Here is a 13,036-nt window from a genome sequence, read left to right as displayed (position 1 = left end):
AAATGCGGAAGGCTACTCCCAGTTGCCTTGTGCGCTTCCATAACCATTCGTGACGCAGAAAAGCGCCAAATTTTCCTGACAGCACCAGGGCATAGAGCACCCAACTTCTTAGTGGGCGAAACTCACGAATCGTGACGCGAAATCAGCAAGAATTTTTTCAAGCCGCCAAGAACAGCCCTTTCGGGCGCCTTAATGACTTTCGGGCGCCTTAATGAAAGGTATTGGTGAACGTCTTCGGCACGATTCCTTGCCCGCTGAACTGGTAGTCCAGGGTGCCGCTCTCCGCACCGTCCGGCAGGGTCACAGCGACGACAAAGGTCAACTGCTGCGGGTCCAGCGTGGCTGTGGTGCAGCGGATCCGGCGAGCCTCGGATGCGCTGCACTCCCAGCCCTCCGGCACCACCGTCTTCCCTGCTATGAAAGTAGCGTCCGCCGGCAGGGCAAAGACCACTTCTCCGGATGTCGGCGAACCATCCCCGGCCAGGGAAAACTGGACGCCAAGGTCGCGTTCAAGGGGGCTTGGTCCCTGGCTGGCCGAGAACGTCGCCTCAACCGTTTGCGTCAAGGGTGCCGCCGAAGCGGTGGCCTGCGGCGCCGTCGTCGAATAGATGACGCCCGGGTCTACGACAACAGCGCGCCGTCCCGACGGCTCTTCCGGCGGAACCACGACGGCGGGAGGTTGACTGGGAGCCAAAGATGGCACAGCCGTTGGGGCAACGACAGGGAGGAGGGGCGGCTCCACAATGGCACTGGGTTCAGGCGACGCACTGCTGCTTGGAACCGGGGCCGACGCCGTTTCCTCGGCCGTCGGAATACTGGCAGGAGATTCTGCAACAACTACAGAAGCGGGACCGGGTTCGGGTTGCAGGAACCAGGTGATGACCCCCGCCAGAGCTGCGGCACCCACCACCATGGCCGCCGGGATTTTCCAGGATTGGCTCACTCCGTGAAGGCCAACGACGGCGGCCTTGCCGCCGCCCGCTGCGACACCGCCTCCCGCTGCGACACCGGCGCCTGGCCACCCGACCGCTGCGGCAGCTGCCGGGGTAAAGGCAACGCCCGCAACCAAGGGGAAAAGGATGGCACGCATGCCGCCCTGGACGTCATTGAGTTCCATCAACAACGCGGTGCACTTGGCACAGTCTTCCAGGTGGGCACCCACTTTTTCCTTGGACGTGCGTTTGAGGGCGTTGCGCACATACTTGCCGAGCTGGCTGGCAAATTCGTCGCAGGCCTGGTCAACGCTGCGGCTGATGTGGTGTTGCAGGTAGGCCTGACGCAAACCTTCCCTGGCCCGGATGGCCAAGGATGAGACGCCGTTCGGCGTGAGACCCACCAGTGGCGCAACAGCAGCCGGCTTCAATCCCTCGATATCAAGGTGGAAGAGAACGGCCTGCCAACGTTCCGGCAGCGATTTGAAGGCATTGGCCATGATGCTCGACTCAAGATCGCCAACCACGGGATCGTCATCATGGACGGCCGCGTCCAGGATGGCGTCGTCCGCGGCGGTTTGCGTGAGCCTGGCTTTTCGGTTGCGTTCATGCGCCGTACGCCGCACCACCGTCAGGAGGTAGGAACGGAAAAACTCCTTGGGGCCTTTGCCGTCCTTCAAGGACTGGAAGATGGTGGCAAAGGCCTCTGCGACGACATCATCGGCGTCGCTGGGGTTGTCGGACTGTGTGCGCGCGACGTAGTGGGCGATCTGAACGTGCCGCTTGTAGAGGGTGTCAAAGGCGTCCGTGACGCCCTGGCGGACAAGGTTCAGGATATGGGGATCGCTGTCATTTTCGGCAGCCAAAGTTGGGGACGCCCCACCGGCCCCGGACATTAATACTTGATCCATAAACAATAGTGTGACACCAGATTGCATCTTGACTTGAATCACAGGTTACTTAGGACTATAAGGGGCGAAAAGTTTCGTCGAATAAGCGACATAAAACTGTTCCCGCCACCACTAATCAGGCATGAAGTTTCACAACTCCGGCGAAGTGCGACGAGTAGCGCGTTTCAAAGGGCGGTCGTCATTGTCGAGGGCGGTCCGGAGTGTCTCCGCGGGCACCGCAATCCACTCGCGAAGTGCGAAAACACCGTTTTCGCACTTCCGGCATCACGGCAACCGGCCGCTGGTTGCGCAAGCGAAATGCATCACATTGATCCACGGCGCGGACAAGTGCACGGCCGTCCCCGGTGAGACGGTGATCTTCACGGCATGGATCATGAACGACTCCACGTGCCATCTCCGTAACATTCGTCTTATTCCGCGGTCCTTCACCAACGAGGCCATGGAGCCCCTGGTTTATACCTCCAGCCCGGACCGTCGCCATCTGTCAGTCGGCTCCCTGGCCCCGGGCGAAGGCGTCATGCGGAGTTTCTCCTACCGCGTCACGGAGTCGGACCATGTCCACGGCGGCAGCCTGGTAAGTGCCATGCAGGTCAGGGCGTGGTGCCGCGGCCAGGAAGTTGTTGATGAACACGACGCCATCGTGGCGCTCTCGGATGCGCGGCTGGATTGGCTTCCACGGTCATCGCGACCAGGCCTGGGCTACTGGGCTTCAGCAACGGTCACGTCAGTCTCGCCGCGACGAAGGCCGCATTCGCCGAGAGGGCGGACCGACTGACCCGGCGCGGTCAGTTGTTGTCAGGCTCCGCGTCAACCGTAGGCTTTTCTTTCGGCCAGTCGACGTCCTGTTCATATCCCTCGTGCCTTTTCAGGTAACCGGCAATGAACGGGCAATGCGGAATGATGCGCTTCCCCGACGCCACAACGTCATCCAGGGCGAAGTGTGCCAGAACGTTCGCCAGTCCTTGGCCCTTGAATTGGGGTTTCGTCTCTGTGTGGATGAAGTCGATGTGACCGGGCCTGTCCAGGAACTGCGAAATCACCGCCAACTCCCCGTCTACGTGTAACTCGTAGCGGTGGAACTTGTCGTTGCGCAATGTAGTTACACCGGGGCGGAACGACTCGGCCAGTGAATCCGTATTCTCGGTCATGGTTCGAGATTGGCACTTAAATCGTGTGCTGGCAACGTGGCCGGGGTCGCCTGCGGCGCTTCCGCAGGTTCTGCCTCCGCCGCCGGGGGGACCGGCGTCGGAACCCTGCCCAAAAGCAGGACGGACAGCGCGAAGCACGCCGCTCCCCCACCCAGCAACGCGAGCGTCAGTCCGTTGAAGGCGGCGTCCGCCACTGGGATAAAGACCACGACGGCGGCCGTCACCACGGCGGCCCGCCCCGGGCCTCGAGCATGGCTGGCTGCCATGGGACGATCCTCAAGCCGGCCGAAAAGCATCGTCACCGGGACGAGCAGTGCAACCACGGCGATGAAGACGGGAATGCGGGCCCACCACCACTCTGCGGTCTCGGCCACCGGCCTGGGCACGTCGGTGAGCAACAACAAACCGGCCATGCCGACCAGGAGGGGGAGATGCCATAGATAAACGGTCATGGAGCGGCGTCCCGCCACAGCGATCCCGGCACGGATCCACCGGACGTCAGCGAGCCACCGCAGTCCTGGACCCAGCAGTTGCAGGGTGGCTGTCTGGGAAATGCCCAGCAGAAGCAGGCACAAGTTGGGCGGGTTGATGTTCACCACCATGTTCCCCGGATACACAGCGACTCCGGTGACAAGTCCCAGGAGGAGATTGCTGCAGATGATGGCGCCCACCAGCCAGGTGCGGCTCCGGTGTTCGAAGAAGCCATCGGCCTTGAAGAAGCCCAGCTGCTGCACGGCGCACCATACGAAAATCATGTTGGTAAACGCCAGCACGGGAATGGCGCCGCGGAGGGAATCGACGGCGATGATGAAGGCCACCAGAACCCCGAAAGTCAGCAGCGGTGCACGTTCATGGAATCTTGCCAAGAGGGGGATGCTCAGCTGGGCCGTGAGGTACGCGGCGAGGAACCACAACGGCATCGCAGCTCCGGCAGTCATCAGCTGGATGACTTGCGGATGGACACCCAGCAGCAGCGCGATCCACAACCCTCCCCACATGACGGCGAGCAGGGCCATGGCGGGACGCACCAATCGCAGGAGGCGCAGCTGGGCGAAGTCGAATCCTGTCCCGCCGGCCGTTCTCAACCGCCGCCACGACTGGAGGCCGGTAACACCGCCAAGGACAAAGAAGAGCGGAACGATCATCAGGACCCAGAGCACAGGCGTGAACCAGGCTTGCTCCATGAGGACGTTGCGGGTCTCGACTGTCCCGTCCTTGTGCAAAACGGGGCTCACCATCATGCAGTGGGCTGCGACCACCAGCAGCAGGCACATGAATCGGACAAGGTCGATCACCGGATCCCTCTGCGCAGCCGTTGGGCTGACCGCAGGAAACGCCTCCCGCTCCATGGCTCTCCCTACCGGGCCGGCACCTGCGTGCTGACTCCCAGTGTGCTGACTCCATTGTCCGCCTCGCGGAGCGGCGGAGCCAGCAGGGTGGCTTCCGCCCTGTCCACATGGTCGCATTCCATGTCTGGACGGGACGCCGAAACAACGGCAGGATCAGACGCATGACTACGTCCATTTTCGTGAATCTTCCTGTCAGCGACCTCGAGGCATCCAAGGCTTTCTACACAGCACTTGGCTACACGATCAACCCGAACTTCACCGACGAAACCGCGGCATGCGTGGTTTTCAGCGACACGATCTACACAATGCTGCTTACGCACGACAAGTTCAGCCAGTTCACCAAGCAGCCCATCGCGGATACCAGGAATTCGACGGCGGCCATCGTCGCCATTTCGGCCGACAGCCGGGAAGACGTGGATGCTTTGGCGGGCAAAGCCCTGGAAGCCGGCGGCTCAGAAACCTATGACCCGCAGGATCTCGGTTTCATGTACAGCCGGGCCTTCAGGGACCTCGACGGCCACCACTGGGAAGTGCTGTGGATGGACGACGCCGCAGCCCAGGCAGGCCCACCGGAACACTAGCCCAGCGTTACGGCCAGGATTCCAAGCACGACGGCGAGCAGCGGCGTCGTGCCTTGGATGGTCGCTGCCCGGAGGTACTTCTTACCGCTCGCCACGAGGACCAGAGACGCAAGAAGCATCGAGCCACAGCTGCTGAAGACGAGGGTCCAACCGACCTGGGGTGCACCCATGGCCACTGCGACAATCCCGACCAATGCACCGATGGCGAGGAAGAGGTTGTAGAAGCCCTGGTTGTACGCCATGGACTTGGTGGTATCCGCTTCGGCCTGGGACGTGATGCTGAATGTCTTCCACGTAGCGGGCTTGGTCCAGGTGATGGACTCCATGGTGAAGATGTAGACGTGAAGAAGGGCGGCAATCGTCGCGAAAATCAGGGAGGCCAGGATCATGGTCTGATCCTAGCCTCCCCGTGTTCCTGCGCTGCGTGTCAGGCGCTGAGCAACTCAAGCGTGGCGCCGGCAAAGGATGCTGCCGAACCGTTCCACCGGGCCAGCAATCCCTGGAGATTCTCGCCGTCTGCCCGGTACGCCGCTGTTTCCGACTCCAACGCGGCCAGGATCCCGGTCCGCAGCTCCGTGTTGAAGTTCACTTTGCCTACCTGCATTCCGGAAGCTTTGGCAAGCTCACTGGCCGGGATTCCAGAGGCGCCGTGGAGCACCAGAGGGACCTCTGTCCGTGCAGCGACATCCTGCAACACATCCCACCGAATGTTGGGCTCACCCGTATACTTGCCGTGGACGTTTCCCACGGCCACAGCGAGCAATTGCGCACCCGTTTGCTCCACGAAGCCGGCCACCTGCTCCGGGTCGGTGAGACCGGGGACGGAAGCACCGGCGTCGGGCGTTGATGACCCGAACGCGCGGTCCTCGTCGCCTGCCAGTCCGCCCAACTCCGCTTCGATCACGACGCCGGCATGGCCCGCCGCGTCCAGCGCGGCACGGACCTCGCGGACCAGGCGGATGTTGTCCTTGAGCGGCTTGGATGAGCCATCGGCCAGGACGGCATCAGCTCCGGCAGCCACGGCTTCCAGGATGACGTTCAGATCCGAAGCATGGTCCAGCTGGACGGACACCGGGACGCTCGCGGAGTCCGCCAGGCCCCGGAGGGCAGTGATGAGCCGCAGGCCGTTGGCGGTGGACGCGGTTTTCGGCGCCACCAACAGGATTACGCCAAGGCGGGCCTCCTCCGCAGCTGACACGACGGCGAGCGCGGTGGTGAAGTCGTAGCAGGTGAAAGCTGGAACAGCGGAGCCGGTGACCAACGCGGAATTGACCAGGTGGTCGAGTTTCGTGCGCATCAGTGGGCCAGGCCTCCTACCAGGATCCAGGCAACGTACGTCAGGACGAAGCCGGCCAGGCCCAGGATGGTGGTCAGGACGGTCCAGGTCTTGAGGCCGTCGGAGACCGTGAGGCCGTAGTAGCGGATCACGGTCCAGAAGCCGGCATCGGTCACGTGGGACAGGCCGAGCGCGCCGAAGCCGATGGCAATCACTATCACTGCGATCTGCGCCGGCGAGTAGCCGCCTTCCATGACCGCTGAGGTGAGCAGGCCCGTCGTCGTGACGATTGCAACCGTCGCCGAACCCTGTGCTGCGCGCAAGGCCAGCGAGATGATGAAGCCGAGCACGATCACGGGCAGGCCGAGGCTGTCCAAGGTGTGGGAGAGCGCGGCTCCGATGCCGGAAGTGCGGAGGACTTCACCGAAGACGCCACCGGCAGCAACCACCATCAGGATGGAAGCGATGGGCGGCAGGGCACCCTCGAAAATCTCGCCTGTTTCCTTGAGGGACCAGTTGCGGCGGACAGCCAGCAGGAAGAACGACAACGCAACGGCAACGAGGAGGGCGAAGAACGGGTTGCCGATGAACGAGGCCACGCCGTACCAGTAGTTGTCCTTGGCGATGGTGAGCGTGCCAACGGTCCCAAGGAGAATCTGGACGATGGGAGCCGCGATCAGGAACATGATCAGGCCCGGTCGCGGAGGGGCGATTGCGCGGGCACCCGGACCGTCGTGGCCCACGTGGACCAGGGAATCGGAACCGAATTCCTCAACCTGCTGCTTCACGCCGGGGAGGAGTTCGTAGTCCTTGCGGTTCATGATGCTGGCAACCCAGTAGGACAGGAAGCCCAAGGGAATGCAGATGATCAGGGAGATCATGGTGATCAGGCCGATGTCGGCACCGAATACGCCGGCGCCGGCGACGATGCCCGGGTGCGGCGGAACAGCCACATGGATGGACAGCATGATTCCGGCCATGGGCAGGCCGAACTTGATGGGGTGGACCTTGGCGATTTTGGCGAAGGCGTAAACGATCGGAACGAGAACGATCACTCCCACCTCGAAGAACACCGGAATCGCGACCAGGAAGCCGACGGCCGTCAACGCGACGGCAACGCGCTTGGCACCGAGCTTCTCCGTGAAGTGCGTGGCCAAGGACTGCACGCCGCCGGAGACCTCGATCATGCGGCCGAGGATGGCGCCGAGGGCAATCAACAAGGCGACCTTGCCCATGGTGCTTCCAACACCGTTGGTCACCACCGTGAAGATGTCTTTGAGCGGAATCTGCGCGGCCACGCCCACCAGGATGCTGACGGCGAGCAGGGCAACGAATGCCTGGATCTTGAATCGGATGATCAGGACCAGCAGCAAGGCGATGCCTGCCGCGGCGATGGTCAGCAGAAGCGGTGTTCCCAGCTCCACTGCGGGTTTGATGGCAGGGGCATCTGCGGCCCCGGCCATGAGGGAGTTGACGAGGGGGTTCATTGGGGCGGTGTCTCCTTTGACAAACCGGTGCGCACAGCAGACCGGCGGGAGGTGGCGGCGACGGCGAAGGGGGGATCGCCGTCGTCGCGCGTTCTGGGGTGGGTGGAGTTTTTGTACAGCTAATGACCTTTAGGGCGCCCCATGAGGGCGTTAGGTGTACAAAAACTCCCGGGGGTTAAGCGGTGCGCTTGGCGGGCGCTACTACCTTGATGACGGCGGAGTCATCAGCGGCGGCGAGACCCTGGGCCTGGCCGAGCAGGTAGAGCTGCTCGGCGGCAGCGGCAACGGGTGCGGCGAGTCCGGTGGCCCGGGTTGCCTTGCCTACGATGCCCATGTCCTTGACGAAAATGTCCAGGCGGCTGAGGACCTCGGCGCCGTCTTCGGTGTAGGCCTCGAGGATGCGCGGGCCACGGTTGGAGAGCATGAAGGAACCGGCGGCTCCGGCTTCGAGGGCTGCGAGGGTCTTGGCCTGGTCGAGGCCGAGGGCGTCCGCGAGGGCCATGGCCTCGGCGGCGGCAGCGATGTGGACTCCGCAGAGCAACTGGTTGACGGTCTTCAGGGCCTGGCCGTCGCCGGGCTTGTCGCCCACGATGCTCAATGTGGAGGCCAGCAATTCCAAGGCAGGGCGCGCCTTCTCCAGCGCCTCCGGCTCGGCTCCGACCACGATCAATAGATCGCCTTCACCGGCACGCTTGGGGCCGCCGGACAGCGGAGCGTCAACCAGCGAAACACCGTACTCGGCAAGCTTGGCGACCGTCGCCGGGATGGCTTCAGTTCCCACCGTGCTGCCCAGGATTACGACGGCGCCCGGCTTCAGAACGGCAGCGACACCGTTCTCGCCAAACAGGACGTCGTTGAGCTGCTCACCGTTGCGGACGGCGAGCAGCAGCGCATCTGCGTCCTGCGAAGCTTCGCGGGCCGAGGCGAAGGTCTTGATACCGGCCGCGGCGGCGAGTTCCAGACGGGGCTCGGCAATGTCGAAGCCGTGCACAGTCAGCTCGGACGCGAGCCGGGTTGCCATGGGCAGGCCCATGGCACCAAGGCCCAGGACGGTGACGGTGTAGTTGCTGCTGGTCATGGTGTTCTCCATTGAATTTTGGCTGTTAGAAGGTTGCGCTGAGCTTGCGGGTGACCTGGGTCAGGGATTGGTCGTCACCCACGTTGCCGGCGAAGACGATGTACGGGATGCCCTTTGCAGGGCCGTCCACCGGCTCCCAGAGGGAGACGATGCCCGGGAGCATGGGGCCGCGGACGATCGCGTGGCGGATTTCCAGGCCGTGGGCGGCCACGTCCGAGGATGTGATGCCGCCCTTGGCGATGACGAAGCGCGGCGGGAAGCTCTTGAGCGTGCGGTTCACGACGGCCACGACGGCGGCGGAGACGGTGCGGGCGATCTTCAGGCTGGCTGCGGCGTCGTCGGTCTTGATGAGCAGGCGGCTGGTGTGGACGATCACGTCACCGCTGCGGAGGGCATCCACGACGTCGGCCACTACCGTTCCGATGTACGCGTCGGCTTCTGCTTCGCCCTGGGTTTTGGTGCCGGCAATGAGCTTCTCGACGTCGATTTCGATGGTCCTCGCCGAGCTGTGCTGTGCCGTGAGGTCGTTGAGCTGCCGGGTGGTGACGCCCACGTGGGAACCCACGACGATCAAGCCTCCGGCCGTTGAGGGAGTGTTGCCCGCAAAGGCCTCTTCGGAGGTCAGCGCGGTGCGGATCTCCTGGCCGATGCGTCCACGGACGAAAGGCGGACCCACGCGGTAGAGGAGCTTCTTGCCGCGGCGTTCTGCTTCCTCCAGGCCCAGAGCAAGGGCGCGGAAGTCATTCTCGGTGACGATGTCGGCCACGATCGGGGTGGAATTGTTGGCGGATTCCAGGGCGTCTGCGATGGCCTTCGCGGAGATGGCGGGGTCCTGGGCGGAAGCACCGGCGCGGATGATGTTCAGGTCCAGGACGATCACGTCGCTGGCGGGGAACCGCCCCTGCGACTTCTCCTCCACATACTTGGCCATCTCTGAGTTGGCGAAGCCGAAGCTCGCGTCCTTGGCGAACTCCGTCTCGGCAACGGGGGTGAGGGAACCGGCATCTTCTCCGGTCCCACGCATGTAGTGCACACCGCCGATGGTGACGCGACCGGCGTCGGGGAACGCGGGGACGATCACCACGCCGTCGGTGGTTTCGCCGGTTTCAGCAGCCACGGTGGCGGCGATGACGTCCGGCTCCAGCGGGTAGTGGCCGCGGAGGGTGGAGTCGCTCCGGCTGACGAAACCCAGGCGCAGTCCGTCGGCAGAAGCAGCTGCCGCGAGCGCATTCCGGACGATTTCCTCGTTGCGGGCTGCGGCTTCTGCGGGGTCCAGGCTACGGGTGTTGGTCAGCACATAGACGGCGGGCTTGGTCTGGTTGTCACGGATGTGGGCGAAGGCCCAGGTGAAGTCAGCGACATCCCAGCTGGTCAGCACTGCGAGATCTGCCACGGATTGGGTGCCTGTGGGGTCGTCGTCGAGGACCACCAGGACGCGGGGGCTGCTTGCCGAGGACGCGGCAACGGCATCGGCCACGAGCTGAGCAGGAATCTGGACTTCCGCCGGGAAAGCGGCCAGAACGTCGGCTTCAAGGGTCACTGTTCACTCCATCGTGGGAAATCTTTGCTGCGGTTTGTGAATGTAAGATGTCAGACATCTAACATTTGAATTAGTGTGACACAACGCTCCCGGCCTGCGCAAGGAGACCAGCGTCACTAGGCTGGGTGCATGGCTGGCAGCGAAGCACCGTTCACCTCCGTGGATATCCGCACGCCTGTTGTTTCCGCAGGTGAAACGGCGCCGGCGGTCCTGATCCACGGCTGGGCCTCAACATCCGCCTACTGGGAACCATTGGCCGGAAAGCTGCTCGACGCCGGATACCCGGCATGGATTGCGGACCTCCCCGGCTATCACCCCGGCGAGGTACTCTCCCCGGAGTTCGAATGGACCCTGGAGTCTGCGGCAGCCTCCTTGGCGGCGGCAATCGAAGCCAAACACAGCGGCCCCGTTCACCTGGTGGGGCACTCCCTGGGTGGCAGCGTGGCCCTGACGCTTGCCGCCGGCTTCCCGCAGCTGACGGCAACCCTAACGCTGGTTGGCATGGTTCCGGCGCCGCCCAACGAAGGCTTCCGGTCCATGCTGCAAGCGCAATGGAAACAAGGTTTCATCGACGCCGGAACCAAGGCCCGATGCATGGCAGCCTGGTACGGCGACCCGCCGTACCAGGACGAAGAACTACTCAGCCGCGGGTTCGATATCCCGTTCGAAGTCCTGGGCCCGAGCGGCGAGGCGGCCATGACCGGCGTCGAACCTTCAATACCTGGGCGCGTCCACGCTCCGCTGCTGGTGCTGGCCGGAACAGCGGACCGCGTGCGGTCCATGGAACAGATGGCCGCGTTTGTGGACGCGGACCCACGACGCCGGCTGAAGGCCATTCCCGGGGCGGGCCACAGTGTCCACTGGGAGCAACCGCAACAATGTGCGGAAGCGTTGCAGGAGTTTTGGAAAACCAGCTGGCCACCGCCAGCGTAAGATGTCTGACATCCATCCCGCCCCGGGGAAGCCGGGCGCAGGATGGGCGGATACAGGAATGGGGATACATGGCACGCAAGTCGCTGGTTGGCGTCGTCGCTGATGAGTTGCTGGACCGGATCATCGCGGGCGAATTTCCACCCGGCACGGTTGTCCCGGGCGAGCTGGAGCTCAGCGCCAAGCACGAGGTGAGCCGCATGACCGTGCGTGAAGCCATGAAGACCCTGGAAGCGCAGCGGATCCTCAGCGTCGAACGAGGCCGGGGCACGTTCGTGAATCCGCTGAATCAGTGGGCATCCCTGGAGGCCGTGCTGCGCGCAGCGTCGGAGGGCACCAAGGATGCCGCGGCGGCCATCCAATTGATCGAACTCCGCCGCATGCTGGAGACGGGCGCCTGCGAACTGGCCGCCGAGCGTATCTCAGACGACGAACTCATCACGCTCAAAGAGCATGTGGCAAAGATGCAGTCCTCCCACGAGGACAATGACCTGGCCGGTTTCGTTGAAGCCGACCTGGCCTTCCATGACGTGATTCTGCACGCCTCCGGCAACGTCTTCGTGGCCGTACTGTTCGAACCCCTGCACCGCGTCCTGGAGGCACGCCGCCGGGAGACGTCCGCTTTCGCGGAGATCCAGGAACACGCCATCGGACACCATCGGAAGATTGCCGCGGCGCTGGAATCCCGCAACCCCAACGAGGCGCGGCTCGCGATGGACGCGCACATGCAGCAGACGCTGGACGACCTGAAGACGTACGTCCTGGAGGCGTAGCTAGCGGCGCAGTGTCTCCGACGGCAACTCCCCGAAGGTCTTCAGATACAGCGCCGAGAACCGCCCCTGGTGCGTGAAGCCGCACGACTCCGCAACCGCCGTCACGCTTTGCTCGCGCGGGCCGGCTTCCAGGAGCATTTCGCGGGCGCGATCCAACCGGATGCTCCGCAGCAGGTCCGACGGCGTCGCCCCCGTTTCGGCGCGCAGTGCGGTCTGCAGGGTCCGGACCGAAACGCCAAGGCACTCGGCGATATCGGGCACCGTGAGTTCCTCTGTGGCGTGACGCTCCAGGAGTTCGCGGCATTCACGGACCAGCCGGCCCTCCGCCTCCGTGTTCCGGGCCTCCTCCGCAGGCGGCTGCATCGCCATCAGCAGCCGGGACACCATGCTGTCCGCCAACAAGCCTTGAACGAACACCGGCGCGGCGGTCTGCGGCCGGCTTATCAGGTCGTCATGAAGCTCGACGACGGACCTCAGGAAGGCGCGACCGGCGGCGCCTGACAGGTCCATGCCGTAGCCAAGCTCCACAGCGCCGTCCCCGTACAGTTGCCCGGCAACCCGTTCCAGCGCCGTTCGCCGCACATAGACGATCAGGTGCGGGCTGCCGCCGTCCCAACTCATGGAGAATGGCCTGTCGATCGGCGGAACAGTGGCCATGTGCGGGCTGGATTCCACCGTGCTGGTCCCTACCCGCATGGACGCATGCCCGGCGAGCGGGATCTGCACCAGATGGAAATCCTGCAGTCCTTCAGGCTCAATGCGGACGTCGGCGCCGTAGTCAAGGAACTCGATGCCCACGTCGCCCCGGTGCAGGGAACGCAGCTTCATATCCACTGCCGAGGTCCGGGTCCGCGGTGCGAGCTCGTGGCTGCAGAACAGCTCGGCGATCCTGGCGTGGGCTTCGTCCACGTCAGTTGTGGCCATCGTCGGCCGCCCCCGCAGGACATCGCGGGGAAGAATTTTCACCATTTGGGCACCCACTCCACAGTTCTGCGCTTTTCGGATGATCCCCGCGCTACGTGGATATTCCG

At 63.8% G+C, this 13,036-nt stretch carries 13 protein-coding genes; 4 read left to right on the top strand and 9 right to left on the bottom strand.

Translation table 11 applies throughout. The features are described from left to right. Positions 1 to 208: 208 nt before the first annotated feature. On the bottom strand, positions 209 to 1,843 hold the full coding sequence (locus JMY29_RS01270) for a sigma-70 family RNA polymerase sigma factor (protein ID WP_189076392.1): 1,635 nt from the start codon (positions 1,841 to 1,843) through the stop codon (positions 209 to 211). A gap of 373 nt (positions 1,844 to 2,216) precedes the next feature. Between JMY29_RS01270 and JMY29_RS01265 the strand changes: the two genes are divergently transcribed. Continuing rightward, entirely contained in the window at positions 2,217 to 2,618 is a 402-nt protein-coding gene (locus JMY29_RS01265) for a hypothetical protein (protein WP_155845952.1), read from the top strand. A 10-nt stretch (positions 2,619 to 2,628) separates the two neighbouring features. On the opposite strand, the gene JMY29_RS01260 is transcribed toward JMY29_RS01265, so the two are convergent. Together JMY29_RS01260 and JMY29_RS01255 are read right to left on the bottom strand one after the other, a co-directional pair. Continuing rightward, complete coding sequence (locus JMY29_RS01260; RefSeq protein WP_018778983.1) at positions 2,629 to 2,991, bottom strand: GNAT family N-acetyltransferase; 363 nt, start codon at positions 2,989 to 2,991, stop codon at positions 2,629 to 2,631. Beyond that, entirely contained in the window at positions 2,988 to 4,340 is a 1,353-nt protein-coding gene (locus JMY29_RS01255; protein ID WP_189076391.1) for an acyltransferase family protein, read from the bottom strand. The genes JMY29_RS01260 and JMY29_RS01255 overlap by 4 nt, the downstream gene beginning before the upstream one ends. Before the next feature lie 161 nt (positions 4,341 to 4,501). Here JMY29_RS01255 and JMY29_RS01250 point away from each other — a divergent pair, with 161 nt between their 5' ends. After that, a complete protein-coding gene (locus JMY29_RS01250) occupies positions 4,502 to 4,921 on the top strand; it encodes a VOC family protein (protein ID WP_018778986.1) in 420 nt (139 codons plus the stop codon). Here the strand turns inward: JMY29_RS01250 and JMY29_RS01245 are convergent. The 5 genes from JMY29_RS01245 to JMY29_RS01225 all read right to left on the bottom strand — a co-directional run bounded on the left by JMY29_RS01245 (position 4,918) and on the right by JMY29_RS01225 (position 10,302). Beyond that, positions 4,918 to 5,310: a DUF1304 domain-containing protein gene (locus tag JMY29_RS01245; RefSeq protein WP_039239292.1), complete on the bottom strand. Its 393-nt coding sequence runs from the start codon at positions 5,308 to 5,310 to the stop codon at positions 4,918 to 4,920. The genes JMY29_RS01250 and JMY29_RS01245 overlap by 4 nt on opposite strands. Before the next feature lie 38 nt (positions 5,311 to 5,348). Continuing rightward, the gene (locus tag JMY29_RS01240; RefSeq protein ID WP_189076390.1) at positions 5,349 to 6,218 is read right to left on the bottom strand and encodes a class II fructose-bisphosphate aldolase; all 870 of its coding nucleotides are present in this window, start codon (positions 6,216 to 6,218) and stop codon (positions 5,349 to 5,351) included. Next, positions 6,218 to 7,684 (bottom strand): GntP family transporter, encoded by a 1,467-nt coding sequence (locus tag JMY29_RS01235; RefSeq protein ID WP_018778989.1) that lies wholly within the window; start codon positions 7,682 to 7,684, stop codon positions 6,218 to 6,220. The genes JMY29_RS01240 and JMY29_RS01235 overlap by 1 nt, the downstream gene beginning before the upstream one ends. 175 nt (positions 7,685 to 7,859) lie before the next feature. Then, complete coding sequence (locus JMY29_RS01230) at positions 7,860 to 8,762, bottom strand: NAD(P)-dependent oxidoreductase (RefSeq protein WP_189076389.1); 903 nt, start codon at positions 8,760 to 8,762, stop codon at positions 7,860 to 7,862. A gap of 25 nt (positions 8,763 to 8,787) precedes the next feature. Beyond that, positions 8,788 to 10,302, bottom strand: a complete 1,515-nt coding sequence (locus tag JMY29_RS01225) for a four-carbon acid sugar kinase family protein (RefSeq protein WP_189076388.1) — start codon at positions 10,300 to 10,302, stop codon at positions 8,788 to 8,790. Positions 10,303 to 10,431: 129 nt separating this feature from the next. Between JMY29_RS01225 and JMY29_RS01220 the strand changes: the two genes are divergently transcribed. Further along, positions 10,432 to 11,235: an alpha/beta fold hydrolase gene (locus tag JMY29_RS01220; RefSeq protein ID WP_189076387.1), complete on the top strand. Its 804-nt coding sequence runs from the start codon at positions 10,432 to 10,434 to the stop codon at positions 11,233 to 11,235. Between the two features lie 68 nt (positions 11,236 to 11,303). Further along, positions 11,304 to 12,005, top strand: a complete 702-nt coding sequence (locus JMY29_RS01215) for a FadR/GntR family transcriptional regulator (protein ID WP_039239287.1) — start codon at positions 11,304 to 11,306, stop codon at positions 12,003 to 12,005. On the opposite strand, the gene JMY29_RS01210 is transcribed toward JMY29_RS01215, so the two are convergent. After that, entirely contained in the window at positions 12,006 to 12,974 is a 969-nt protein-coding gene (locus JMY29_RS01210; protein ID WP_039239285.1) for an AraC family transcriptional regulator, read from the bottom strand. It abuts the gene before it with no gap. Positions 12,975 to 13,036: the final 62 nt, after the last annotated feature.

It is taken from the genome of Paenarthrobacter nicotinovorans, assembly GCF_021919345.1.
In the GTDB taxonomy this organism is placed as follows: Bacteria; Actinomycetota; Actinomycetes; order Actinomycetales; family Micrococcaceae; genus Arthrobacter; species Arthrobacter nicotinovorans.
The sequence above is the reverse complement of the archived record's forward strand: the minus strand, read 5'-3'. Positions and strand labels throughout refer to the sequence as shown.

Coding starts and splice junctions, on each gene's coding strand:
- JMY29_RS01270 (WP_189076392.1), bottom strand. CDS start 1,843: ATGGATCAAGTATTAATGTCCGGGGCCGGTGGGGCGTCCCCAACTTTG.
- JMY29_RS01265 (WP_155845952.1), top strand. CDS start 2,217: ATGAACGACTCCACGTGCCATCTCCGTAACATTCGTCTTATTCCGCGG.
- JMY29_RS01260 (WP_018778983.1), bottom strand. CDS start 2,991: ATGACCGAGAATACGGATTCACTGGCCGAGTCGTTCCGCCCCGGTGTA.
- JMY29_RS01255 (WP_189076391.1), bottom strand. CDS start 4,340: ATGGAGCGGGAGGCGTTTCCTGCGGTCAGCCCAACGGCTGCGCAGAGG.
- JMY29_RS01250 (WP_018778986.1), top strand. CDS start 4,502: ATGACTACGTCCATTTTCGTGAATCTTCCTGTCAGCGACCTCGAGGCA.
- JMY29_RS01245 (WP_039239292.1), bottom strand. CDS start 5,310: ATGATCCTGGCCTCCCTGATTTTCGCGACGATTGCCGCCCTTCTTCAC.
- JMY29_RS01240 (WP_189076390.1), bottom strand. CDS start 6,218: ATGCGCACGAAACTCGACCACCTGGTCAATTCCGCGTTGGTCACCGGC.
- JMY29_RS01235 (WP_018778989.1), bottom strand. CDS start 7,684: ATGAACCCCCTCGTCAACTCCCTCATGGCCGGGGCCGCAGATGCCCCT.
- JMY29_RS01230 (WP_189076389.1), bottom strand. CDS start 8,762: ATGACCAGCAGCAACTACACCGTCACCGTCCTGGGCCTTGGTGCCATG.
- JMY29_RS01220 (WP_189076387.1), top strand. CDS start 10,432: ATGGCTGGCAGCGAAGCACCGTTCACCTCCGTGGATATCCGCACGCCT.
- JMY29_RS01215 (WP_039239287.1), top strand. CDS start 11,304: ATGGCACGCAAGTCGCTGGTTGGCGTCGTCGCTGATGAGTTGCTGGAC.
- JMY29_RS01210 (WP_039239285.1), bottom strand. CDS start 12,974: ATGGTGAAAATTCTTCCCCGCGATGTCCTGCGGGGGCGGCCGACGATG.